The 21,536-nt window shown below is 29.8% G+C and carries 25 protein-coding genes and 1 pseudogene; 17 read left to right on the plus strand and 9 right to left on the minus strand.

Annotation, left to right across the window (positions count from 1 at the left end):
* Nucleotides 1–50: 50 nt before the first annotated feature.
* The 4 genes from ACTTAO_RS06345 to ACTTAO_RS06360 are packed head-to-tail and all read left to right on the plus strand — an operon-like array spanning nucleotide 51 to nucleotide 3,107.
* Nucleotides 51–902 (plus strand): transporter substrate-binding domain-containing protein, encoded by an 852-nt coding sequence (locus tag ACTTAO_RS06345; protein ID WP_440691502.1) that lies wholly within the window; start codon nucleotides 51–53, stop codon nucleotides 900–902.
* Nucleotides 903–946: 44 nt separating this feature from the next.
* Complete coding sequence (locus ACTTAO_RS06350) at nucleotides 947–1,639, plus strand: ABC transporter permease (RefSeq protein ID WP_440618288.1); 693 nt, start codon at nucleotides 947–949, stop codon at nucleotides 1,637–1,639.
* Nucleotides 1,639–2,316, plus strand: a complete 678-nt coding sequence (locus ACTTAO_RS06355) for an ABC transporter permease (RefSeq protein WP_440691504.1) — start codon at nucleotides 1,639–1,641, stop codon at nucleotides 2,314–2,316. The genes ACTTAO_RS06350 and ACTTAO_RS06355 overlap by 1 nt, the downstream gene beginning before the upstream one ends.
* A gap of 2 nt (nucleotides 2,317–2,318) precedes the next feature.
* On the plus strand, nucleotides 2,319–3,107 hold the full coding sequence (locus ACTTAO_RS06360) for a phytanoyl-CoA dioxygenase family protein (RefSeq protein WP_440691505.1): 789 nt from the start codon (nucleotides 2,319–2,321) through the stop codon (nucleotides 3,105–3,107).
* Here the strand turns inward: ACTTAO_RS06360 and ACTTAO_RS06365 are convergent.
* Complete coding sequence (locus ACTTAO_RS06365) at nucleotides 3,097–3,486, minus strand: DUF6165 family protein (RefSeq protein WP_440691507.1); 390 nt, start codon at nucleotides 3,484–3,486, stop codon at nucleotides 3,097–3,099. The genes ACTTAO_RS06360 and ACTTAO_RS06365 overlap by 11 nt on opposite strands.
* A gap of 32 nt (nucleotides 3,487–3,518) precedes the next feature.
* Between ACTTAO_RS06365 and ACTTAO_RS06370 the strand changes: the two genes are divergently transcribed.
* Together ACTTAO_RS06370 and ACTTAO_RS06375 are read left to right on the plus strand one after the other, a co-directional pair.
* Entirely contained in the window at nucleotides 3,519–4,457 is a 939-nt protein-coding gene (locus ACTTAO_RS06370; RefSeq protein WP_440691508.1) for a glycosyltransferase family 9 protein, read from the plus strand.
* A gap of 24 nt (nucleotides 4,458–4,481) precedes the next feature.
* A complete protein-coding gene (locus ACTTAO_RS06375; RefSeq protein ID WP_440691509.1) occupies nucleotides 4,482–5,213 on the plus strand; it encodes a 3-deoxy-manno-octulosonate cytidylyltransferase in 732 nt (243 codons plus the stop codon).
* Here ACTTAO_RS06375 and ACTTAO_RS06380 read toward each other — a convergent pair.
* Together ACTTAO_RS06380 and ACTTAO_RS06385 are read right to left on the minus strand one after the other, a co-directional pair.
* Nucleotides 5,210–6,259, minus strand: coding sequence for an AbrB family transcriptional regulator (locus tag ACTTAO_RS06380; RefSeq protein ID WP_440691510.1), 1,050 nt, complete (start codon nucleotides 6,257–6,259; stop codon nucleotides 5,210–5,212). The genes ACTTAO_RS06375 and ACTTAO_RS06380 overlap by 4 nt on opposite strands.
* Nucleotides 6,259–6,957 (minus strand): IclR family transcriptional regulator, encoded by a 699-nt coding sequence (locus tag ACTTAO_RS06385; RefSeq protein ID WP_440691511.1) that lies wholly within the window; start codon nucleotides 6,955–6,957, stop codon nucleotides 6,259–6,261. Before ACTTAO_RS06385 ends, ACTTAO_RS06380 begins: the two co-directional genes overlap by 1 nt.
* Before the next feature lie 117 nt (nucleotides 6,958–7,074).
* Between ACTTAO_RS06385 and ACTTAO_RS06390 the strand changes: the two genes are divergently transcribed.
* From ACTTAO_RS06390 to ACTTAO_RS06400, 3 genes are read left to right on the plus strand one after another with little or no spacing between them, the layout of a single operon-like run.
* Nucleotides 7,075–8,055: a tripartite tricarboxylate transporter substrate binding protein gene (locus tag ACTTAO_RS06390; RefSeq protein ID WP_440691512.1), complete on the plus strand. Its 981-nt coding sequence runs from the start codon at nucleotides 7,075–7,077 to the stop codon at nucleotides 8,053–8,055.
* 28 nt (nucleotides 8,056–8,083) lie between these two features.
* Nucleotides 8,084–8,554 carry a tripartite tricarboxylate transporter TctB family protein gene (locus ACTTAO_RS06395; protein WP_440618295.1) on the plus strand — a complete coding sequence of 157 codons (471 nt, stop codon included), beginning with the start codon at nucleotides 8,084–8,086 and terminating at the stop codon, nucleotides 8,552–8,554.
* Nucleotides 8,551–10,050 (plus strand): tripartite tricarboxylate transporter permease, encoded by a 1,500-nt coding sequence (locus ACTTAO_RS06400; protein WP_440691513.1) that lies wholly within the window; start codon nucleotides 8,551–8,553, stop codon nucleotides 10,048–10,050. The genes ACTTAO_RS06395 and ACTTAO_RS06400 overlap by 4 nt, the downstream gene beginning before the upstream one ends.
* Here the strand turns inward: ACTTAO_RS06400 and ACTTAO_RS06405 are convergent.
* The 3 genes from ACTTAO_RS06405 to ACTTAO_RS06415 are packed head-to-tail and all read right to left on the minus strand — an operon-like array spanning nucleotide 10,047 to nucleotide 12,570.
* Nucleotides 10,047–10,937: a DMT family transporter gene (locus ACTTAO_RS06405; protein ID WP_440691514.1), complete on the minus strand. Its 891-nt coding sequence runs from the start codon at nucleotides 10,935–10,937 to the stop codon at nucleotides 10,047–10,049. The genes ACTTAO_RS06400 and ACTTAO_RS06405 overlap by 4 nt on opposite strands.
* The gene (locus tag ACTTAO_RS06410) at nucleotides 10,934–12,016 is read right to left on the minus strand and encodes a glycosyltransferase family 4 protein (RefSeq protein WP_440691516.1); all 1,083 of its coding nucleotides are present in this window, start codon (nucleotides 12,014–12,016) and stop codon (nucleotides 10,934–10,936) included. The genes ACTTAO_RS06405 and ACTTAO_RS06410 overlap by 4 nt, the downstream gene beginning before the upstream one ends.
* Nucleotides 12,016–12,570 carry a thioredoxin family protein gene (locus ACTTAO_RS06415; protein WP_440691517.1) on the minus strand — a complete coding sequence of 185 codons (555 nt, stop codon included), beginning with the start codon at nucleotides 12,568–12,570 and terminating at the stop codon, nucleotides 12,016–12,018. Before ACTTAO_RS06415 ends, ACTTAO_RS06410 begins: the two co-directional genes overlap by 1 nt.
* A 20-nt stretch (nucleotides 12,571–12,590) precedes the next feature.
* On the opposite strand from ACTTAO_RS06415, the gene ACTTAO_RS06420 reads away from it, so the two are divergent.
* The 3 genes from ACTTAO_RS06420 to ACTTAO_RS06430 are packed head-to-tail and all read left to right on the plus strand — an operon-like array spanning nucleotide 12,591 to nucleotide 14,350.
* The gene (locus ACTTAO_RS06420; protein WP_440677008.1) at nucleotides 12,591–13,103 is read left to right on the plus strand and encodes a gamma carbonic anhydrase family protein; all 513 of its coding nucleotides are present in this window, start codon (nucleotides 12,591–12,593) and stop codon (nucleotides 13,101–13,103) included.
* Nucleotides 13,104–13,114: 11 nt separating this feature from the next.
* Complete coding sequence (locus tag ACTTAO_RS06425) at nucleotides 13,115–14,032, plus strand: ROK family protein (RefSeq protein ID WP_440691518.1); 918 nt, start codon at nucleotides 13,115–13,117, stop codon at nucleotides 14,030–14,032.
* Between the two features lie 27 nt (nucleotides 14,033–14,059).
* Nucleotides 14,060–14,350 (plus strand): DUF1330 domain-containing protein, encoded by a 291-nt coding sequence (locus ACTTAO_RS06430; protein ID WP_262589034.1) that lies wholly within the window; start codon nucleotides 14,060–14,062, stop codon nucleotides 14,348–14,350.
* Here the strand turns inward: ACTTAO_RS06430 and ACTTAO_RS06435 are convergent.
* Both ACTTAO_RS06435 and ACTTAO_RS06440 read right to left on the minus strand, forming a co-directional pair.
* On the minus strand, nucleotides 14,347–14,952 hold the full coding sequence (locus tag ACTTAO_RS06435) for a flavin-binding protein (RefSeq protein ID WP_440652334.1): 606 nt from the start codon (nucleotides 14,950–14,952) through the stop codon (nucleotides 14,347–14,349). The two genes, ACTTAO_RS06430 and ACTTAO_RS06435, sit on opposite strands and share 4 nt — an antisense overlap.
* A gap of 3 nt (nucleotides 14,953–14,955) precedes the next feature.
* Nucleotides 14,956–15,831, minus strand: coding sequence for an NAD(P)-dependent oxidoreductase (locus ACTTAO_RS06440; protein ID WP_440652335.1), 876 nt, complete (start codon nucleotides 15,829–15,831; stop codon nucleotides 14,956–14,958).
* A gap of 11 nt (nucleotides 15,832–15,842) precedes the next feature.
* Between ACTTAO_RS06440 and ACTTAO_RS06445 the strand changes: the two genes are divergently transcribed.
* From ACTTAO_RS06445 to ACTTAO_RS06465, 5 genes and pseudogenes are all read left to right on the plus strand, one after another.
* Complete coding sequence (locus ACTTAO_RS06445) at nucleotides 15,843–17,051, plus strand: MFS transporter (RefSeq protein ID WP_440691519.1); 1,209 nt, start codon at nucleotides 15,843–15,845, stop codon at nucleotides 17,049–17,051.
* A 45-nt stretch (nucleotides 17,052–17,096) separates the two neighbouring features.
* Nucleotides 17,097–17,477, plus strand: a pseudogene (gene rpoZ, locus ACTTAO_RS06450) (DNA-directed RNA polymerase subunit omega); the annotation flags it as partial.
* Between the two features lie 180 nt (nucleotides 17,478–17,657).
* The gene (gene dusA, locus ACTTAO_RS06455) at nucleotides 17,658–18,650 is read left to right on the plus strand and encodes a tRNA dihydrouridine(20/20a) synthase DusA (protein WP_440691521.1); all 993 of its coding nucleotides are present in this window, start codon (nucleotides 17,658–17,660) and stop codon (nucleotides 18,648–18,650) included.
* 40 nt (nucleotides 18,651–18,690) lie between these two features.
* Nucleotides 18,691–19,476, plus strand: coding sequence for a sulfite exporter TauE/SafE family protein (locus ACTTAO_RS06460; protein WP_440691523.1), 786 nt, complete (start codon nucleotides 18,691–18,693; stop codon nucleotides 19,474–19,476).
* A gap of 2 nt (nucleotides 19,477–19,478) precedes the next feature.
* Nucleotides 19,479–19,889, plus strand: coding sequence for an HIT domain-containing protein (locus ACTTAO_RS06465; protein WP_440691524.1), 411 nt, complete (start codon nucleotides 19,479–19,481; stop codon nucleotides 19,887–19,889).
* Between the two features lie 93 nt (nucleotides 19,890–19,982).
* Here the strand turns inward: ACTTAO_RS06465 and ACTTAO_RS06470 are convergent, their stop codons facing one another.
* Nucleotides 19,983–21,437, minus strand: coding sequence for a phosphomannomutase/phosphoglucomutase (locus ACTTAO_RS06470; RefSeq protein WP_440691525.1), 1,455 nt, complete (start codon nucleotides 21,435–21,437; stop codon nucleotides 19,983–19,985).
* Nucleotides 21,438–21,536: the final 99 nt, after the last annotated feature.

The following is a 21,536-nucleotide window of genomic DNA, read 5'->3' on the forward strand; positions in this document are numbered from 1 at the left end:
TTTTTCTTTCTAAAAATTGTGAAATAATTATTCCAATTAAAGGAGAAAATATGAATATATTCAAAAAAACTATTTTAACAGTTCTAGCTTCTTTTTTAATCATCGGAAATGTTTCTGCTGAGAAAATTAAAATTGGAACTGAAGGTGCTTATCCTCCATGGAATTCAAAAGATGCTTCTGGTAATTTAATTGGATTTGAGGTTGAGCTGGCTCAAGAGCTTTGCAAAATTATGAAGTATGAGTGTACAATCGTTGAGCAAGATTGGGACGGAATGATACCCGCATTAGTAATGAGAAAATTTGATGCAATCATGGCCGGTATGTCAATCACTGATGAGAGAAAGAAAACAATTACTTTCTCACAAGGTTATGCTGATGAAGTTGCGTCTCTTGCTGTTATGAAAGGTTCAAGCTTAGAAGGTATGGACACACCAGAAGGTATCAACTTATCTTTAGGTGGTTCAAGTGTTAAAAAAGCACTTAAAACTCTAACTGATGCTCTTGCTGGAAAAACTGTTTGTACTCAAACAGGTACAATTCACCAAAACTTCCTAGAGTCTGGTGATGTTGGTAGTGTAAATGTTAGAACTTACAAAACTCAAGACGAGGTTAATTTAGATTTAACTTCTGGAAGATGTGATGTTGCACTTGCTGCAGCTGTAGCATTTACAGACTATGCTGATAAATCTGGTAAGCCAGTTGTTTTAGTTGGACCAACTTTTTCAGGTGGTGCATTTGGAAATGGAGTTGGTGTTGGAATCAGACAAGCTGATGATAGTGCTATTGGTAAAAGAGACGCTAAAATCTTAAAAGATTTCAATAAAGCAATTAACAAAGCTAGAAAACAAGGAATAATTAGCAAACTTGCAATTAAACATTTTGGTTTCGACGCTTCTATGTAATTAATTTTGGATTTGGCGACTATAATATATAGTCGCCAGTCTATATGGAACTTCTTGCATTTGGAAAAACAGGTTGGGGTGACGAGTTATTTTATGCAACCTTAATGACTGTTGCTGTATCTGTTACAGCAATGTTAGTTGGTTTTCTTTTTGCATTAATATTTACACCGCTTAAACTTTCAAAATACAAAACACTAAACTTTATAGGTAATTTTTACACCACAGTAATAAGAGGTGTACCAGAACTATTAGTAATATATTTATTATTTTTTGGTGGCAGTGGTGCAATCATGTATGTTGCATCAATATTTGGTTATTACGAATATATAGAAATCAATGCATTCATTACTGGTGCAGTTGCTATTGGTATAATTTCAGGAGCCTATTCTACAGAAGTTTTTAGAGGAGCTATTCAATCAATTGATAAAGGACAGTTTGAAGCTGCTAAAGTTTTAGGAATAAGCAAGTTTGGTCAATTTTATAAAATAATTCTTCCACAAATGTTAAGATTGGCAATTCCAAATTTAAGTAATGTTTGGCAAATTACTTTAAAAGACACTTCTTTAATATCAGTAACTGGTTTAGTTGAAATCATGAGACAATCTTATATTGCTGCTGGATCTACAAGAGATCCATTATTTTTTTATTCTTTTGCGGCAGTTTTATATTTATTGCTGACTTACATAAGTATGAAGTTAATTAATAAATTAGAAGCCAAATATAGTAGGGGTTATTAATGGATTTTGATTTAATGATCACTAGTTTTCCAAAACTTTTAGGAGCAACTGTTATTACTTTAAAGCTTTTGTCTGCTTCTTTATTTTTTGGATTATTTCTCGGATTATTTTTTGCAATTTTAAGATTAAACAAAAATATAATTATTAATAAATTTGCTTATGGATATTCTTATGTCTTTAGGGGCACCCCTTTATTAGTTCAGATTTTTATTATTTATTTTGGTCTTGGACAGATTGAATATTTAAGATCAACATTTTTATGGGTTGTTTTAAAAGAACCTTATTGGTGTGCAATTATAGCTTTTACATTAAATACAGGTGCATACACTTCTGAGATATTGAGATCTGCATTCCAAACTATAAAACCTGGAATTATTGAAGCTGGAAAAAGTCTAGGTATTTCAAACAAAATTATATTTTATAAAATTCAAATACCTATTGCGATAAGACAGTCTCTACCTGCATATGGAAATGAAATCATATTGATGATGAAAGGCACTTCATTAGCAAGCACCGTAACACTAATGGACTTAACTGGTGTTGCAAAATACATCATATCAACAACATTTAAGCCTATTGAAGTATTTATTGTAGCTGGTGGAATCTATTTGTTTATGACTTTCGTTATTCATAATGTGATTAAGTATTTAGAAAAAAAATATAGTTTCCAACAATAAAAATGTATCTATCTCAAAAACAGATTGATGATTATCAAAATCTTGGTGCAATAATTATTAAAGGTATATTTAAAGATTGGATCGAACCATTAAGAATAGGTTTTCAAAAAGTTTTAGACAACCCAAGCCAACATGGAAGAGAAAATGCAACTGAAAATGAAGGAAGGTTTTTTGAGGACTATTGCAATTGGGAAAGAATAAAAGAATTCAAAGCTTGTATGTTTAATTCTCCTGCAGCTCAAATAGTTGCTGAGGCTACAAATTCAAAATCTATACAAATTTTTCATGATCATCTTTTTATTAAAGATCCAGGAACAAACAAAGAAACACCTTGGCATCAAGATATGCCGTATTACTGTGTTGATGGAGATGACACAGGAAGTTTTTGGGTACCATTAGATGAAGTAAATAAAGAAAATAACCTTAAATTAATTTTAAGATCACATAAATGGCAAAAACTTTTAAGACCTACTAAATGGTCTAACGATCAACCTTGGTATGAAGATGATAGTTCTTTTATGAGTCTTCCAAAAAAAGAAGAATTTGAGGAAAATATATTGGTTCCAGACCTAAAATTAGGTGATGCAGTTTTGTTTAATTTTAAAACTGTTCATGGTTCCACAGGAAATCAAAGTTCTCAATCTCGTAGAGCATTCTCTATGAGATTTATAGGTGATGATGTTACATTTGTTGAAAGAGGTGGTCCAACATCACCACCATTCGATGGAATTAATTTAAAATCAGGAGATCAGATGAGAGAGGATTGGTTTCCAAAAGTTTTTAGTAACTAGTATATTCTTTAATCTCTTTAATAATTGAACCAGTATGGTTATTCATTTCTAGTTTTATTTTTGCACGATCATCATTTAAAAAATGTACATCTCTAGAAAGTTTTATGAATTTTTCTCCAAAATCTTTATTTTTTTCACAATCTCTTTTATCATCTTCAATAACCCAAAGTTTGGCATTTATTTCTTTTAAGTCTTGAAATAATTTTTCAAGTTTCTCATCAGACTTAACATTTTTTTCTAACTGATTTTTAAGAATAGAGTGCTCGTTGTTTATAAAACTTAATTTTTCTGGGTCTTTAATTTTATCTTGTTTGATTTCTAATATTGAAATCTTATCTAAAAGCTCTCCAACAGAAACCTCGACTATAATTTTATTCATAAAACTTTATACTATGTTAAGTTGTTAGAATTATGTCTAATATTTTAATTATTAAACATGGATCTTTAGGCGATATAGCTCAAGCATGTGGGGCAATTCAAGATATTTCTGAAAATCATAAAGGAGATCAAATCCATTTATTAACAACAAAACCTTATTTTGAATTATTTAAAAAAAATCCACATATTTCAAATGTTATTCTAGACAAGAGATTGTCAAAGATTAACTTAATTTATTTATACTTACTGATGAGAGAGATTAAAAAATATAATTTCTCAAAAGTTTATGATCTTCAAAATTCTAGCAGAACATCATTTTATAAAAATATATTATTTCCTAAAGCTGACAAAACTATCTGGTGTTCAACAGAAACAACTCTTCCAGAAGGAACAACTAAAAAAGATTTTGATAAAAATTCTGTTCTTTCAAGATTTGATCATCAGTTGAAATCTTCAGGAATTAATACAAATCATACTATGGAACCAGACTTTTCATGGAGCACAGTTGATATTTCACAAATTAAAAAAAATCATGAACTAGATAATTACATAATACTTTTTCCTTTTTGCTCACCTCACTTGACTTTAAAGAAATGGCCTTACTATAACGACCTAATCTCTTTAATTTATGAAAAATTTCAAAATAAATTTAAAGTAGTTACTGCACCTGGACCAGATGAAATTGAAGATGCAAAAAATATAAATGGTTTATGTGTTCTAGATAATGGTAAAGCTTTAAATATTTCGCAATTATCTGGATTAATTAAAGATAGTTCATTTGTGGTTGCTAATGATACTGGACCCGCTCACATAACTGCACACTTAGGATCAAAAGGTGTAGCTTTATTTGGGTCACATACAACTCCTTTTAAAGTTAGTATCGAAAGAGAAAACTTTAAAGCGATACAATCACCTGAATTATCAAAACTTTCAGCAGAAAAAGTATTTGAGAGATTAAAATCATTAATATAGTAAATGAACAAATAATTATTAAAAATGAAATATATTGTAGTAATTCCAGCAAGATATAAATCAAAACGATTACCAGGTAAACCTTTGGCTGATATTGGTGGATTGCCAATGATTGTAAGAACTTACAATCAATGCACCAAAGTAATAAATAAAAAAAATATTATAGTCGCAACCGATAGTTTAAAAATTCAAAAAGTTTGTGATCAATACAATATTAAATCTATAATTACTTCCAACAAATGTTTAACAGGTACAGATAGAGTAGCAGAAGTAGCAAAAAAAATAAAATGTAACTTTTATATAAACGTTCAAGGGGATGAGCCTTTTTTTAATCCTAATGATTTAAAAATGTTGATCAAAGAAGCGCAAAAATATCCAAAAAAAATAATTAATGGTTATGCAGAAATAAAAGATAAAAAACTTTTTTTCAGTTCTTCAATACCAAAAGTAGTTTTTGATAAAAAAGGATATCTTCTTTATATGTCTAGAGCCGCCATTCCATCTAACAAAAAACTAGAGTTTAAAAAAGCATGGAGGCAGATTTGTGCTTATTCATTTCCAAGAGAGGCTTTATTAAAATTCTCAAAAGCTAAAAACAAAACACCGATCGAGTCATTAGAAGATATTGAAATTTTAAGATTTTTAGAAGAAGGACATAAAGTAAAAATGATCAAAATGTCTAATAAATCATTAGCTGTAGATAATAATGAGGACTTAGAAAAAGCTAAAATATATTTAAAGTATAAAAAACTTTAATTTTTGTATTTTAAAATCTTTAAAATAAATGGAACCGTAAAGAGAATAAAAAGTAACCTTATTATATGGTGAAAAGCTACAAAGTCTGGGTCTAAATCAAAAGCAATTGCTATAACTGCCACTTCATAAATTCCTCCAGGACTAAAAGATAATATTAAAGTTAAAATATTTGTATCAACAAAGAATGTCGCAACATAGGCTGCAATCAAACCTAATACTACCAAAATAGTAGTAGCTACAATACTATGAAGAGAATTATTGGCTATCTCTTTAACAGTTTTTTCAGCAAACCTACATCCGACAGAAGAGCCAAGAATTAGCAGACAAAAATTTACCGTTTCATCTGGCAATTTATATGAGGCTATATCTGTAATTTGTAATAAACCACTCGCAAATAATGTTCCAGATAGTAAAGCAGCAGGAATTCTAATTTTATCAAAAACAAAAATAAAAAATAAAGATGCAACAATAAGTAAAATTAAATTTAAATGATTTTGAGTTAAATAATTGAAGTTATCATTTAACAAAACATTGTTGTCAGTATTATTAACTATAATAAATGGAATGACAGTTATTATGATGATTAATCTAATTAAGTGAGAGGTTGCAACTTGAGATAAATCCGTTTTTTCATTTTCAGCTAAAATCATTAAAGGACCCAGTGCACCAGGAGCTGCCGAAAAGATTGAAGCTTTTTCTCCATAACTTGCAAATTTTTGGAGGTATTTAGCAACAACTAAAATACAAATTATTATGTAGATTAGCATAATTAGCGAAGTCCAAATCCAATCAAACATTTGATTAAATAGATTTTGATCTATGTAATTTCCAATATGCAAACCTAAAATTATCAAGATAAAACTTAATACAATTTTAGGCATAATGATTTTTAGTCCTGATAATGCAGCAATTGAGGTGATTATCATTGGTCCCAAAAACCAGGCTAGAGGTATATTTAAATATTCTGCAAATATTGCGCTAGGAAAAGCAATAATTAAAACAGAAATAAATTTAACTGTGAAAATTTGATTAATCTGTTTTAGCATTATCTAGTTTGAATTAAATTCTTTTCAATTTTAACTCTAGAAGATCTAAGAACATTTAGAAAGCTAATACAGTTTTTTTTATTAAAATTAGAAATATGACCAGCAATAGTTAATGCACCCAGAATTTGATTTTTTTTTTTAAATATTGGAACTGATATAGATGCCATTTCAGAATCTCTTTCTCCAAAAGTCATAGCATATCCATTTTTTAAAACATCGTCTTTATCTTTAATTTCTAAATTGTTATAAGCCGACAAAACATGACCACTTGAACCTTTGTTAATAGGTTTTTTACCTCCAATGACTTCTTGGTGTCTTATTGATTTGTTAGGTGAACTTGATTGGATACATACTCTTACATCATTTTGTCTAACAAAAAAACTTGCTGTCTCTTTTGTTTTGGATGATATGAAATCTAATTCAGCTTTAATAGAATTTTTTAAATTAAAACTACTTTCATAAATTTCAAATAATCTTGGGATTGTATGACCAATTTTAAATTCACCACTTTTTATTTTTCTAATGTATCCAAAATTCTCAAGTGATTTTGATATTCTTGAAATTCTACTTTTATGATCTCCTGTAATATTAGCTATCTTTGTTATAGTTAAAGCTTCATTTTTTTCGGTAAAACAATTTAGGATTTCCAAAGCTTTATTTACTGCATCTACACCAATAATTTTTTTATTAGTTTTCATATTATTCTATTTAATAGAATATATTGTTCTATTGAATAGAACAATAGTATTTATTTATTTAGACAACGGTCATTAAAATAAATTAAATCCAATTAAATTAAATAGAGAGGGAAAATAATGAAAAACATAAAAAAACTATTTTCAGTATTATTCTCAGCAATCCTATTATTCTCAGCAACAACTAGTAGCTCAGTAGCAATTGATAAATTGCACTTTGTAATCGGTGGTGGTGCTGGTGGTGGTTGGGATGGAACTGCTAGAGGTACTGGAGAAGCTTTAACAAAAGCTGGCATGTTAAAAAGCGCATCATTTGAAAATATGTCAGGTGGTGGTGGTGGTAAAGCACTTGCTTACATGATTAATACTAAACCTGCTAATACAGTTTTAGTTCAATCTACACCATTGGTATTAAGATCAATTACTAGACATGAAGGTTATGTAAAAGGTAGCGGAACTTTATCTTACAAAGATGTTGTGCCGATTGCTGGTGTAATTGGTGACTACGGTGCTATTGCAGTTGCAAAAAACTCACCTTACAAAAACTTTAAAGATGTAGTTGATGCATATAAAAAAGATCCAAGCTCAATTAAAATGGCTGGTGGATCAGTAAGAGGAAGTATGGACCATTTAATTGGTGCTTTAGCATTCCAAGCTGCAGGTGCAGATCCAAATGCTGTTGCATACATTCCTTATGATGCTGGTGGAAAAGCTTTAGCTGGACTTTTATCTGGAGAAACTCAAATCATTTCAACTGGTTTAGGTGAATTGATGGGTGCAAGAGACCAAGTAACAATTATTGGTATTACTGCTCCTTCAAGAGTTTCGGATGCACCAGATGCACCAACTCTTAAAGAACAAGGATATGATGTACAATTCGTTAACTGGAGAGGTTTCTTTGGCCCTCCAGGTATGAGCAATGCTGATAAAGCAGCAATTGCAAAAATGCTTGGCGATGTACAAAAAACTCCTGAATGGGAAACAGTGAGAGCAAGAAATGCATGGGTTAATATTTATAACCCAGAAGGTAAGTTTGTTTCATTCTTAGAAAAACAAACTGAAGAAATGACAGCTCTTATGAAGAAACTAGGAGTTATCTAACCTTTGGTTAGAAACTAAAATTAGAGCAGTGAATATAAATACTACAAAAATTATATCACTGCTCTTTTTTGTTTTTTCAGCATTTTATTTATATTTAGCTTATCAAATTCAAGTTTTTACATTCGATGAAAATGCTCCATTCAATGCTAGAACATTTCCAATTTATTTAGGTTATGCAGGTTTATTTTTTTCTGGATTAAAACTCATTTTACCAGACCCAAATACAATTAAAGTAGAGCATAAAAATTTAGAGTATAAAAAAACAGGTATACTTATATTAATCGCTATTATTTACGGAGCTACAATTTTAAAAGTTGGTTATTTTTTAACTACTTCATTATTTTTATTTGCTTCATATTATTTTTTAGGAGAACGAAGGTGGATTTTAATGTTTTTATTATCCTTTCCATTTGTTGCTGCCTTTATGTACTTACTTCATGGTATTCTTGATATTTATTTAAGAGATCCATTTTTACAATTAATTGGAGTAATGGGATGATTGAAGGAATACTAATTGGATTAACAACTGCACTTACACTCCAAAATATACTAATGGTTATGGTTGGTTGTTTTTTTGGAACAATCATTGGAATGCTTCCTGGTCTTGGTCCAATGACTGCAATTGCTTTAATGATACCTATTACATATGGTTTTGAGCCTGCAACTGGATTAATTTTGATGGCTGGAGTTTATTACGGTGCAGTATTTGGTGGATCAACTTCTTCAATATTATTAAATGCCCCTGGTGTTCCAGGAACAGTTGCAACTTCATTTGATGGTTATCCAATGGCACAACAAGGTAAAGCTGGAAAAGCTTTAGCAATTGCTGCTTGGAGTTCATTTGCTGGCGGAACATTATCTGCAATTTATTTATTATTTATGGCACCAAGCTTATCTAAAGTGAGTTTATCTTTTAGATCTCCTGATTATTTTGCTTTAATGATTTTAGGTTTAACAGCTATTGCTGCATTTTCATCTAAAGGACAATTTTTAAAAGCAATGATGATGGTTGTTCTAGGTTTAATGTTAGCTTCAGTTGGTCAAGACAGTTTGTCTGATATTACAAGATATACATTTAATAATATGAACTTAACTGATGGTATTAGCTTTGTACTAGTTGTGATGGCTACTTTTGCAATGAGTGAAGCTTTAACAATTATTTTAAAGAGAAATGATCCAACTACTGCTGCTAAACAAGTTTCATTAACAGAATTAGGGTCAATTAAGATTAATAAAGAAGAACGAACTAAAATGTACAAAACAATTCCAAGATCATCAGTAATTGGTTTTTTAATTGGTGTTTTACCTGGAGCTGGCGCAACAATTGCTTCTTTTTTAGCTTATGGAATGGAAAGAAACGTAGTTAGTGACGAAGAAAAAGAAAAATTTGGTAAGGGAAGTGTAAATGGTTTATCAGCACCAGAAACTGCAAACAATGCTGCTTGCTCTGGTTCTTTTGTGCCAATGCTTACTTTAGGGATTCCTGGTAGTGGAACTACAGCAGTAATGCTTGGGGCTCTTTTAGGATTTGGTGTTCAGCCAGGTCCTAGACTTTACATGACTAATCCAGAGATTTTTTGGTCAATAATTATGTCTATGTATATTGGAATGGTAATTCTTCTTATATTAAACTTACCACTCATTCCTTATATAGCTAGAATTCTTGCTGTACCTAAAAATTATTTAATTCCTTTAATTTTATTTTTCTCTGTTACTGGGATTTATGTAATGTCATTTAATAATTTTGATATTTATTTAATGATTGGAATTGCTGTAGTAGCAACTTTTTTAAGATTATATGATTTCCCTATGCCACCTTTGATATTAGCTTTTGTACTTGGTGGATTGATGGAAGAAAACTTAAGACGTTCTTTGTTATTAAGTAATGGTTCGTGGGAATTTTTGTGGGACAGAACATTAACAGCATGTATTCTTGCTACTACAATTTTAATTGTAGTTTGGCATATTTACAAAACCCTTAAGAAGAAAAATTAGGATTTAATATCTATTCTTTTTCTAATAATTTCTTTATTAAGCTTCATTTCACGGTATGACATAATGAAAACTCCTAAAAATATTATACTTGCACCAATCCAAGTGAAGAGATCAGGGATTTCGCTAAATATGAAGTAACCAATCAGAGATGCAAATACTAAACTTAGAAAAGAATAGGGTTGTGTCATGCTGACATCAACTAATTTATAAGCGTGATTTATACAAAGATGTAACAATGTTCCAGAAAGACCTGCAAAAAATAAATAAATCAAAGTTTGTAAACTTGGTGTTTGCCAATAAAACAATGCAATAAGGAAACTAAAAATAGTCATATAACAGTATCCATAAGATAAAATTGTAATCGAACTATCGTCTTTTGTTATAGTTTTTGTAATTATAATCACTATTGACCACATAAAAGATGATGCCAGTGCCATATAAACTCCAATAGAGATGTCAATCATACCCGGTCTTAAAATTACCAGCATACCAACAAATCCCAAAACTAGCGCAAAGCTTCTGTAGATATAAATTTTTTCTCCAAGAAACAAAACAGCCAAAATAGTTACTATGAAAGGAACAACAAAAGATATTGCTGTAGCTTTTTCAATTGGCATCATTGTTAAAGCTGAGAAATATAAAAGCATTGAGGGCAAGTTTAAAACTGCTCTAAGAAAATGTTTTTTATGATGATTTGATTTAAAAACTTTAAATCTAGTTTTTAACATATAAGGAAAAATAATTAGGAAACCAAATAAAAATCTAAAAAAACCTGCTACATAAACATTAACTTCCTCTTGTGCTAATTTTAAAAAGGTTAACATTAAAGTTCCGCAAAAAACTGAGATTATAATTAAAAAAATTGCTAATTTATTATTTGAAATCAATTTAGTATCTTTTTGTATTCTTCAATTATTTTTGACCATTGAAATTTATTCACAAATTCTTTTGCATTTTTTCCATATTCTAAATATTTTTTATTTTCTAAGATTGAGTTAATTGAAGAATAAATATCATCAAGATTATTTCCATCACATATTAAACCAGTTTTTTCATGATCTATTGCATCTACCGCACCTCCATCTTTCCCACCTATAGATGGTACACCGTATTGTGCTGCTTCAACATATGCAATTCCAAACCCTTCAACAGATTTTTTATGAATTATAGAAGGCATTACAAATAAATTTGATTTAGCAACAAGAGCATTTTTTAAATCATCACTTATGTCTTTAAAAAACATTACTTGTTCTTCTAAATTTAATTCTTTTACTAATTTTTTAATATTTTCTTCTTCATCACCATATCCAATACAAATATAGACAATATCTGGATAAATTTGTTTTAGATTTCTAAGAGCCATCACCACTTTTTCATGGTTTTTTCTTTTATCAAATCTTGAAACAGTAATTAATCTTGGCGTTTTAATTTTTAGTAAGCTTTCAACTTTTTCTAATGATTTTTCGTTTAATTCTTTTGCTAGATCTACTCCACAATTTATAACAACAATTTTATTTTCATTAATACCACATTCAATAGCAAGGTTTTTAGTGTATTGCGAGTTAGCAATAACTTTTTCTACATTGTTAAGAACATTTAAAACTCTTTTATTTTGAGTTGATCCTTTAGGATGATTAATCTCTTTACCATGTATAAGACAATATTTTTTTTTTGAAGATTTGATAAGCTCTAAACTTTTCCAATGATCTCCAATTATTCCTTCAACTTTATTATTTTTAATAAACTCATTAATTAATTGAGCTTTTCTATATTTTCTAAGAAGTTTTATTCCACCAACTCTCTCGATTGAAAATGAGGCTTGTTCATCAAAATCTTTATGATTATCAATATGATCTGCAAAAACTTTTATCATGAAATTTTTAGATAATTCTTTTGATAAACCCCACATCAAGCTTTGCATTCCACCAAGCTCAGGAGGAAAAGATCTAGTAACAATTAAATACATTAATTAGTTTTCCACTTTATGCTGCAACCAGCACTAGGAATTTGGTCTTTAGGACCTTTGCCTGTATCAGCAATTTGTTTCATTGCTTTTAACAAATCACTTTCACCTTCTTTAACAGGTATAAGATTTCTTAACTCTCTTAATCTTCCACGATATTGAAGTTCTAAATTTTTGTTATATCCAAAAAAATCTGGTGTGCAAACAGCATCATATGCTTTTGCAATATTTTGTGTTTCATCGTTTAAGTAAGGAAAATTAAAATTGTTATCTTTTGAAAATTTAATCATATTTTCAAAAGAGTCTTCTGGATAATTCTCAGCATCATTTGCACAGATTGCTACAGAATTTATTCCAATTTTTTTTAATTCATTGCAATCTTCAACTATTTCTTTTGTAACGGCTTTTACATAAGGACAATGATTACAGATAAACATTATCAAAGTTCCATTTTCTCCCTTGATATCATCTAACGAAAGAATTTTATTTTCAGTTGATTTTAATTCAAATGGAATAGCTTTTTGACCAAAATCACATATTGGAGTTTGTATTGGCATACTGTAAGAATATATAAATTATGTTTTATGATTTAAAAGATAAAAAACCAAAAAACTCTGGCGAAAATTGGGTAGCTCCAAACGCAACTGTAATTGGAGATGTTACATTGGAGAAGAATACAAGCATATGGTTTAATGCTGTTTTAAGAGGGGATATAGAAAATATTCATATAGGTGAGGGATCTAATATTCAAGATGGCAGTGTCTTACATACAGATCCCGGCTGTCCGTTGAGAGTAGGTAAAAATGTTACTATAGGTCATTTAGTGATGCTTCATGGATGTACTATTGGAGATAATAGTTTAATTGGAATTGGAGCAGTAATTTTGAACAAAGCAAATATTGGAAAAAACTGCATCATTGGAGCAAAAGCATTAATTACTGAGAATAAAGTGATACCTGACAATTCCTTAGTTGTTGGTTCTCCGGGAAAAGTTATAAGAGAAGTGACTGAGGAAGAAAAAAAAGCAGTAGAGGAAAACACTAAACACTATCAAGATAACTGGAAGAAGTATTCAAAATCAATATTTTAAATATTAAATCTATGAATAAAAAATTTAAAATTGGTATTGATTATGGAGGTACTAAGATTGAAGGAATTTTAATTGACGATAAAGGAAATCAAATTGAAAGAAAAAGATATTATTATGATAAAAACTATGTTTCTGGAATTGATACAATAAAAAAACTTGTCGATGAATTTGACAATATTAGTAATCAAACCTGTAGCGTAGGACTAGGGATACCAGGATTTTCATCAAAAGAAACCAAACTAATAACAAACGCAAATTCGTCATGGTTGAATGACAAACCTTTTCAAAAAGATTTAGAAATTGCTTTAAAAAGACAAGTAAAATTGATGAATGATGCGAATTGCTTGACTTTATCGGAAGCAATTGATGGTGCAGGAAAAAATTATGATTCTGTTTTTGGAATAATAATAGGCTCAGGTTTTGGAGGAGGTTTATCTTATAAAAAAGAAATAATTGAAGGTGCTAATCAAATAGCAGGAGATTGGGGACATCAACCATTACCTTATCCAACTGATGAAGAAATTAAACTAGACGTTAAATGTCCCTCAGGAAATTGTGGAAGACCCTTATGTGCAGAGCAATTTATTTCAGGAACTGGTTTTACAAATATATTTAATAAAAAATATAATACAAATCTTACAACAAAAGAAATTGTAGAATTAGATAAAAATAATGATGATCGTGCTAATTTAGAATTTTCTTTATATGAGGATAGAATGGCAAGATTATTAGCTGTAATGATTGGTATTTTTGATCCTGGTGCGATTGTTTTAGGTGGAGGTATGTCAAATATTGAAAGATTTTATAATAACATTCCAAAATTAATTCCCAAATATACATTTGCAAAAAAAATAGAAACGAAAGTTTTAAAAAATTTACACGGTGACTCAAGTGGTGTGAGGGGAGCAGCTTGGCTTTGGAATAATTAACAGAACAATTAATAAAGGAAGGGAATTATGTCAGCAGGTTATGTTATAGCTCAATTAAAAGTTACAAATCCAGAAAACTATAAAGAATATGTGGCTAAAGTTACAGAAGTTGTAAAAAAATTTGGTGGAGAATATCTAGTTAGAAATGGTGAATATCAAGTAGTAGAGGGCGAAGATAATTTTCCAAGATTAGTAATTATTAAATTTCCATCATATGAAAAAGCTTTAGAATGGTATCACTCTGATGAGTATAAGCCAGTTAAAGATATTCGTCTTCAAAACTCTGAAGGAAGCAATATAATTGTAAAAGGGATTTAAGGTACTAACCAGGTATCTTTATTGTTTACTAAATCAAATTTTGCTCTTCGATGACCTTTAGCGGCTAAATATAACCATTCTATTGATTTTATTTTGCACTGAATAACCGTAAAATTTTTGTAACCTTCTTCACTTTGTTCTTTAGTGTAATCAAAATTATCAAGCTCAGGTTTCAGTCCAGATGTAGGAGTATCAGACATAGTTCCTGGTCCTTTATCAACTAAATAACATTTTCTAGATATGTGTTGGGTTTTTGACCAAGATTCTTTAGTAACTTCGTTATTATGATTAATGGTACACTCTACTTTTAGCCTAACCTGAATTTTTTCATCTTTATCATAAAACAACATTGCTGCATTGTTGTTAGATTTTAATTTTCCAATTTTATCAGAACGAATATCGCTATGATACTGAACTAAGTTATTAGATTGATCTGATTTTCGAAGAACTACAATTCTACCATCTAAATCAGATTGGCTACCACATATAAATACAGGTATTCTGAAAGACGAGCTTCTGTCTTTGACAGCATTATTTAACATAGACCAAATTTTCTTTTTGATCTCTACAAAGTCCTCATAATAAGGAACGGTATCAGTCACAGATTATTTTTTCTTTTTTAATCGAGCAATAAGAGCAGAACTGTCCCAACGGTTACCACCCATTTCTTGTACCTCAGCGTAGTAGCCATCTATGATTTCTGTGATTGGCACAGGTGAACCATTTCTTTTTGCTTCTTCAATTGCAATTTTTAAATCTTTTCTCATCCAGTCAATTGCAAATCCATAATCAAACTTATCATCAGTCATAGTTCGATATCTATTTTCCATCTGCCAAGACTGTGCTGCACCTTTAGATATAGTTTCCATTACTTTATCCATATCTAAACCTGCGTTTATTCCAAAATTAATTGCTTCTGATAAACCTTGCACTGCTCCAGCTATACACATTTGGTTCATCATTTTAGTAAGCTGACCACTTCCACAGGATCCAATTAATTTTACTTTTTTACTGTAGCAATCAATTACTGGCTCTGCTTTTTTAAAAACTTCTTCATCACCACCAACCATTACAGTAAGTATTCCACCCTCCGCACCAGACTGACCTCCAGATATAGGTGCATCTAAAAATTCAAAACCTTTATCTTTTGCAGCTTTATATAATTCTCTGGATACTTCTGCAGATACAGTTGAGTTATCAATAAATATTGATCCAGCTTTTGCTGTGTTAAATAATCCATTCTCTCCTGTAGCTACTTCTCTTAAGTCATTATCGTTACCCACACATGTAAAAATAAAATCTGCACCTTCTGCTGCTTGAGCAGGAGTATCAGCCATTTTACCTTTGTATTCACCAATCCATTTTTCAGCTTTTGATTTTGTTCTATTAAAAACAGTTACATTGTGTCCGGCTTTTGATATATAACCAGCCATCGGGTAGCCCATAACCCCAAGACCTATGAAAGCAACATTACAAGTCATAATTTTTATCTATGTTTAAAAGTTTAAGTTTAAAAGTAATTTTATTTGGTTTTATTTTTACATTTTTTTCAAGTTTTGGACAGAGTTATTTTCTTGGTTTGTTTAACACTAGTATTAGAGAAGCTCTTTCTATATCTCATGGACAATTTGGTTCAATTTATGCTTCTGCAACTTTATGCAGTAGTTTTATTTTAATATGGGTTGGAAAAAAAATAGATGATTTTAGTGCAATTAAATTTGCATATTTTGTAATTATATCATTAAGCATATCTTCATTTATATTTTCTAAAATCAATTCAATAGTTTTTTTATTTTTAGCAATTTTTTTAATGAGGTTATTTGGTCAAGGGTTAATGTCTCATACTGCTAGTACTACAGTTTCAAGATATTTTGATAAATCAAGAGGAAAAGCATTAAGTACTTCTTGGCTAGGTTTGTCATTAGCAGAATTTATTTTACCAGTTTTAATAGTATATTTTTTGACATTCATACATTGGAGAGAGTTGTGGGTGGGATTTTCTTTAATTATTATTTTATTTCTACCTGTTGCTTCTATTTTTTTAATAAAAAATTTAAATATTAATTCTAGAGAGTCTGACAGTAATAATAATTCTCAAGAGGATACAATTAAACAATGGACTAGAGGAGAAGTATTAAAAGATTATAAGTTTTATATTATTTGTGGGAACTTATTGGCAATGCCATGGATTTTTACAGGCTTTGCAGTTTTTCAATCATTTGTTCAAATTTCTAAGGGATGGGGTCCATATGTGATAGCTCAATCTTTTATGGCCTATTCGATTTGTTCTGTTTTGACTTTATTTATAACTGGTATTTTAATTGATAAGTTTTCAAGCAGGAAATTATTAATTTTTACAAACATTCCAATGTTGATTGCAGCTTTAATATTGATAGTTTTTGATCACCCAATTGTTTCATTTATTTTCTTAGGATTGATGGGGATAACAAATGGTTTTGCAAATGTTTTAGGTACATCTACATGGGCAGAACTATATGGTGTAAGATTTATTGGAGGAATAAAGGCTATGACTTCTGCTCTTATGGTTTTCTCCACTGCTTTTGGAACTGCTTTGTATGGTTTTTTAATAGATAAAAATTTTACAATAGAACAAATTGCTACTTTTTCAGCAATATATGTTGGGTTTATGCTAGTGCTTTTATTCCTTATAAAAAATAAGCTAAATCCACATTATTTATAAAAAATATCCCTTGATTTTTTAAGACTCACTGTGTAGATACTGCGCATGGCAAGAGTAACAGTAGAAGACTGCATCGATAAAGTAGAAAGTCCTTATGAACTAGTTTTAGTAGCTAAAGAGAGAGCTACTCAACTTAATGCTGGTTTAGAACCAACAATAGATAGGGATAATGACAAAAATACAGTGATATCTTTAAGAGAAATTGCTGAAGAGAAAATTAAAGTATCAGATTTAACTGAAAGCGCAGTTTACAAACTTAGAAAACACGTTGAACAAGTTGATGACGGTGTAGAGGATGATGAAGATATAGGTGACGATTTTGAAAATCTTTACAAAGGAGAAATTTCAAAAAGTGGAACTCCAATTTTGCCATCAAAAAGAGCAAGAAAAACTCCAGAAAAAATTCAAGTATCAAAGGAAGATTTAGCTGAATTATCTGAAACAGCCACACCTGAAGTTGACGCTTCAGTTGGTCAAGAAACTATGAATGAACAAGGTGAAGTTTCATTAGATGAAGTTTCAGAATCAGAAAATCAAGAAGCAGATGTTGCTTCTGAAGATCCAGAAGCTTCAAACTCATAAAAAAATAATATAAAGTCTTAGTTTATGAATAGGTTAGTATCAGTTGCTCCTATGATGGACTGTACAGATCGTCATGAACGATATTTTCTCAGACTAATATCTAAAAATATACTTCTTTATACCGAAATGGTTGTCGATGAAGCAATCAAAAGAGGTGATAAAAAAAAATTACTAGAATTCAATATTAATGAAAAGCCAGTAGCACTTCAATTAGGCGGATCTTCTCCTAAGTTACTAGGTGAGGCAACAAAAGTTGGAGAAGATTTTGGTTACGATGAAATTAATTTAAACTTAGGATGTCCAAGTAGAAAAGTAGAAAAAAATAGATTTGGTGCTTGTTTGATGAAAGAGCCAAGCTTAGTTGCAGATTGTTTAAATGAGATGCAATCAAAAACAAAATTACCTGTAACGATAAAAACTAGAATTGGATATGATAGTGTCGAAGATTATGAAAATTTATACAATTTTATATCTACACTTAAATCCACAGGAGTTAAAACTTTTATTATTCATGCAAGAAAGGCTATGCTTGGTAAGTTTACACCTAAACAAAACCTAAACATACCACCTTTAAAATATGAGTTTGTTTATAAATTAAAAGAAGATTTTCCAAATGAAGAAATAATTATAAATGGAGGAATAACTTCTATTGATCAAATTAAACCACATTTAGAAAAAACAGATGGTGTTATGATTGGAAGAGCTGCTTATCACACACCTTATTTGTTAGCAGATATTGAGAAAGAAATTTTTAACAATGAGGATATTCCTAGTAGGCAAGATGTTGTTGAGCAGTTAATTCCTTATGTAAAAGATGAATTGAAAAAAGGAACTCGTTTAAATCAAATTATGAGACACACATTAGGTTTATTTCACGGTCAATCTGGTGCCAGCCATTGGAAAAGATATTTAAGTGAAAATATGTGTGTGAGAGATGCTGATGTAAAAAAAATTGATCACATAATGGATAAAATTAAATACAACAATGTTGATATGAGAGAAGGTCAATCTGCTTAGTTCAATCTTAGCAAATGAATATATCTATATAGTTTTATTAATGGTTTTGACTGCAATTCCAGTAGGATTTGTAGCTGGCCTTTTTGGTATTGGCGGTGGTTTAATAACAGTCCCGTTTCTTTATTACATATTTGGCAAACTTGGAATTGATCAAGCTTATATAATGCACTTAGCGGTAGGAACTTCTTTTGCAATAATAATTCCAACATCAATAGTTTCAGTTTTAACCCATAATAAATTTAATTCAGTCGATTTTAATGTAGTTAAAAGCTATGGTTTTTTTGTAGTTGCAGGAGTTGTTTTGGGAACAATATTTGCTGCAACTTTCAAAACAAAATCATTAGTACTTTTTTTTGCAATCGTAATCTTTTTTTTAGGAATTTATTTACTTACGATTAAAGAAAAGGAACAAAATGTAATATCTGAAATGAAATTGTATTTAAAAATAATACTTGGTGCGATTGTTGGATTTATTTCAGCTATAACAGGTATAGGTGGTGCTGTTATGAATGTGCCAATCCTTAAATTTTTCGGTTATTCAATTAATAAAGCAATTGGAAGTGCTGCAGCGATTGGTTTTTTAATTGCACTATTTGGTGCTACAGGTTTTTTTATTTCAGGAAGTTATTTAAAAACAAATTTACCATTTAGTATTGGATTTTTAAATGTACCAGCTTTTTTAATTTTCATTCCGATTACAACTTTTATGGCAAGAATAGGTGCAAGAACGGCTCACAGAATAGATAAAAATAAAATTAGTAAATTACTTGCTATTTTCTTACTATTCGTAGCAGTTAAGTTTTTCTACGAATATATTAAATTATAAGCATGTCGTTTAAGTTAAATAGGAAATTTTTAAAGACTTCACATTATCTTATTGATCTTAAATTATGCACTATTAGGTTAAACGATAACTCTAAATTTCCATGGATAATTCTAATTCCCAAAAGAAATAAGATTACCGACATAAGCGATCTCAATTCTAAAGATCAAACTCTGCTAATGAAGGAAATTGTTTATGCAAGTAAAGTAATGAAAAAAATATTTAAAACTTCAAAACTCAATGTAGAAAAAATTGGAAATATTGTTCCTCAGTTGCACATACATATTATCGCTAGAAGTAAAAAAGATAGTTCCTGGCCATTATCTGTATGGGTTGTTAAGGGAAAAAATTATCCAAAAACAGCTCTAAAAGTAATAATCAATAAATTAAGAAAAGCTCTGAATAAAAAGAGGTGACTTCAGTCTCCCTCCATCACCTCATCTAATTTTTTAAATGATTCTTTACAGTTTTATGAACACTTATTAGTTGAAAATTAACTTTATTAAGCACTAAATTTTTTGATCGTATTCGCCTATTTTCCCCGTTTTTTGAAGTAAATCGTCAATAAAATCAAAAATTTTCTTCTTTCTATTATCTGAGGTCGGGCTTTCAGTTACAATTACCAATGAAGGTTTATTAGATGATGCTCTTATCAATCCCCAAGATCCATCTTCAAAAGAAAATCTTACACCATTAACTGTAAGAACTTCAGTTATTACTTGATCATCAATTTTAGTTTTATTATTTTTTAATTGTTCTACTTTTTTAACTAATTCTTCAACTACTTGATATTTTTTTTCATCTTTACAGTATGGCGCCATCGTTGGTGTTTGAAAAGTATTTGGTAATTCATTAATTACTTCACTCATTTTTTTATTTTCATTATCTAACAAATGACAGACATGAATGGCTGAGTTTATTCCATCATCGTAACCATATCCTAAAGGCTGATTGAAAAAGAAATGACCACTTTTTTCAAAGCCTGCCAATGCCTTTTCAGTATTAACTTTACGTTTAATATGTGAATGACCTGTTTTCCAATAAATTGTTTCACAATTGTTTTCTAATAAAATTTTATCTTTTGCGTACAAACCTGTTGATTTTACATCTACAACAAATTTAGAATTTTTGTGTTTAGTAGATAAGTTTCTTGCTATTAGTAAACCGATTTTATCAGAGAATATTTCGTTACCTTCATTGTCAATAACACCAACTCGATCTCCATCACCATCAAAACCGAAACCTATATCAGCATTATTTTCTTTAACCGCTTTAGCAATTTCATGAAGCATTTCTAAATCTTCCGGATTAGGATTATATTTTGGAAAATTCCAGTCTAAGTTACAATCTAACTCGATCACTTCACACCCAATACCTCTTAAGATATCTGGTGCAAAAACACCTGCAGTTCCATTGCCACAAGCAACTACAGCTTTAATTTTTTTATTTATTTTGTTTTTATTAATTAGGTCATTTTTATAAATTTTATCGAAATCTTTTATTTCTTTTTCATTTCCATCACCTTTTGAAAACTTTTCACTCAATGTTATTTCTTTTAATTCTCTCATCTCTTCAGGCGCATGAGTTAAGCCTTTTTTGATACCCATTTTTACACCAGTCCAACCATTTTCATTATGACTTGCTGTAACCATAGCAACTGCATCTGCATCTAAATTAAATTGTGCAAAATAAACCATTGGAGATAATGACAAACCAATATCTTCTATATGACATCCTGTTGACTTTAATCCTTTTTTAAGTGAGGTTTTTATTTCTTCACTGTAAGATCGGTAATCATGTCCAACAATAATTCTTGGATTATCCTTTTTGGTATGATTTTTTATTTGTGTCCCAAGTCCTTTACCGAGATTCTCTATCCCTGCTGAGTTTATGTCTTTTTCATACAACCAACGGGCGTCATATTCTCTAAAACCATAAGGATCTATTTTTAAATTTTCGCTCATTTATCCACTACTTACTCTTTTTATGTTAATTTCTTTAAAAAAATTTTATTTTTTTATTGATAATCATATTGTCGCGTTCTATAAATGTTCCATTGATTA

This window comes from Candidatus Pelagibacter sp. HIMB1782 (assembly GCF_052047475.1).
Classification (GTDB): domain Bacteria; phylum Pseudomonadota; class Alphaproteobacteria; order Pelagibacterales; family Pelagibacteraceae; genus Pelagibacter.

Bases quoted from the DNA above. Each gene is read 5' to 3' on its own strand.
- ACTTAO_RS06345 (WP_440691502.1), top strand. From the start codon at position 51: ATGAATATATTCAAAAAAACTATTTTAACAGTTCTAGCTTCTTTTTTA.
- ACTTAO_RS06350 (WP_440618288.1), top strand. From the start codon at position 947: ATGGAACTTCTTGCATTTGGAAAAACAGGTTGGGGTGACGAGTTATTT.
- ACTTAO_RS06355 (WP_440691504.1), top strand. From the start codon at position 1,639: ATGGATTTTGATTTAATGATCACTAGTTTTCCAAAACTTTTAGGAGCA.
- ACTTAO_RS06360 (WP_440691505.1), top strand. From the start codon at position 2,319: ATGTATCTATCTCAAAAACAGATTGATGATTATCAAAATCTTGGTGCA.
- ACTTAO_RS06365 (WP_440691507.1), bottom strand. From the start codon at position 3,486: ATGAATAAAATTATAGTCGAGGTTTCTGTTGGAGAGCTTTTAGATAAG.
- ACTTAO_RS06370 (WP_440691508.1), top strand. From the start codon at position 3,519: ATGTCTAATATTTTAATTATTAAACATGGATCTTTAGGCGATATAGCT.
- ACTTAO_RS06375 (WP_440691509.1), top strand. From the start codon at position 4,482: ATGAAATATATTGTAGTAATTCCAGCAAGATATAAATCAAAACGATTA.
- ACTTAO_RS06380 (WP_440691510.1), bottom strand. From the start codon at position 6,259: ATGCTAAAACAGATTAATCAAATTTTCACAGTTAAATTTATTTCTGTT.
- ACTTAO_RS06385 (WP_440691511.1), bottom strand. From the start codon at position 6,957: ATGAAAACTAATAAAAAAATTATTGGTGTAGATGCAGTAAATAAAGCT.
- ACTTAO_RS06390 (WP_440691512.1), top strand. From the start codon at position 7,075: ATGAAAAACATAAAAAAACTATTTTCAGTATTATTCTCAGCAATCCTA.
- ACTTAO_RS06400 (WP_440691513.1), top strand. From the start codon at position 8,551: ATGATTGAAGGAATACTAATTGGATTAACAACTGCACTTACACTCCAA.
- ACTTAO_RS06410 (WP_440691516.1), bottom strand. From the start codon at position 12,016: ATGTATTTAATTGTTACTAGATCTTTTCCTCCTGAGCTTGGTGGAATG.
- ACTTAO_RS06415 (WP_440691517.1), bottom strand. From the start codon at position 12,570: ATGCCAATACAAACTCCAATATGTGATTTTGGTCAAAAAGCTATTCCA.
- ACTTAO_RS06420 (WP_440677008.1), top strand. From the start codon at position 12,591: ATGTTTTATGATTTAAAAGATAAAAAACCAAAAAACTCTGGCGAAAAT.
- ACTTAO_RS06425 (WP_440691518.1), top strand. From the start codon at position 13,115: ATGAATAAAAAATTTAAAATTGGTATTGATTATGGAGGTACTAAGATT.
- ACTTAO_RS06430 (WP_262589034.1), top strand. From the start codon at position 14,060: ATGTCAGCAGGTTATGTTATAGCTCAATTAAAAGTTACAAATCCAGAA.
- ACTTAO_RS06440 (WP_440652335.1), bottom strand. From the start codon at position 15,831: ATGACTTGTAATGTTGCTTTCATAGGTCTTGGGGTTATGGGCTACCCG.
- ACTTAO_RS06445 (WP_440691519.1), top strand. From the start codon at position 15,843: ATGTTTAAAAGTTTAAGTTTAAAAGTAATTTTATTTGGTTTTATTTTT.
- dusA (WP_440691521.1), top strand. From the start codon at position 17,658: ATGAATAGGTTAGTATCAGTTGCTCCTATGATGGACTGTACAGATCGT.
- ACTTAO_RS06460 (WP_440691523.1), top strand. From the start codon at position 18,691: ATGGTTTTGACTGCAATTCCAGTAGGATTTGTAGCTGGCCTTTTTGGT.
- ACTTAO_RS06465 (WP_440691524.1), top strand. From the start codon at position 19,479: ATGTCGTTTAAGTTAAATAGGAAATTTTTAAAGACTTCACATTATCTT.
- ACTTAO_RS06470 (WP_440691525.1), bottom strand. From the start codon at position 21,437: ATGAGCGAAAATTTAAAAATAGATCCTTATGGTTTTAGAGAATATGAC.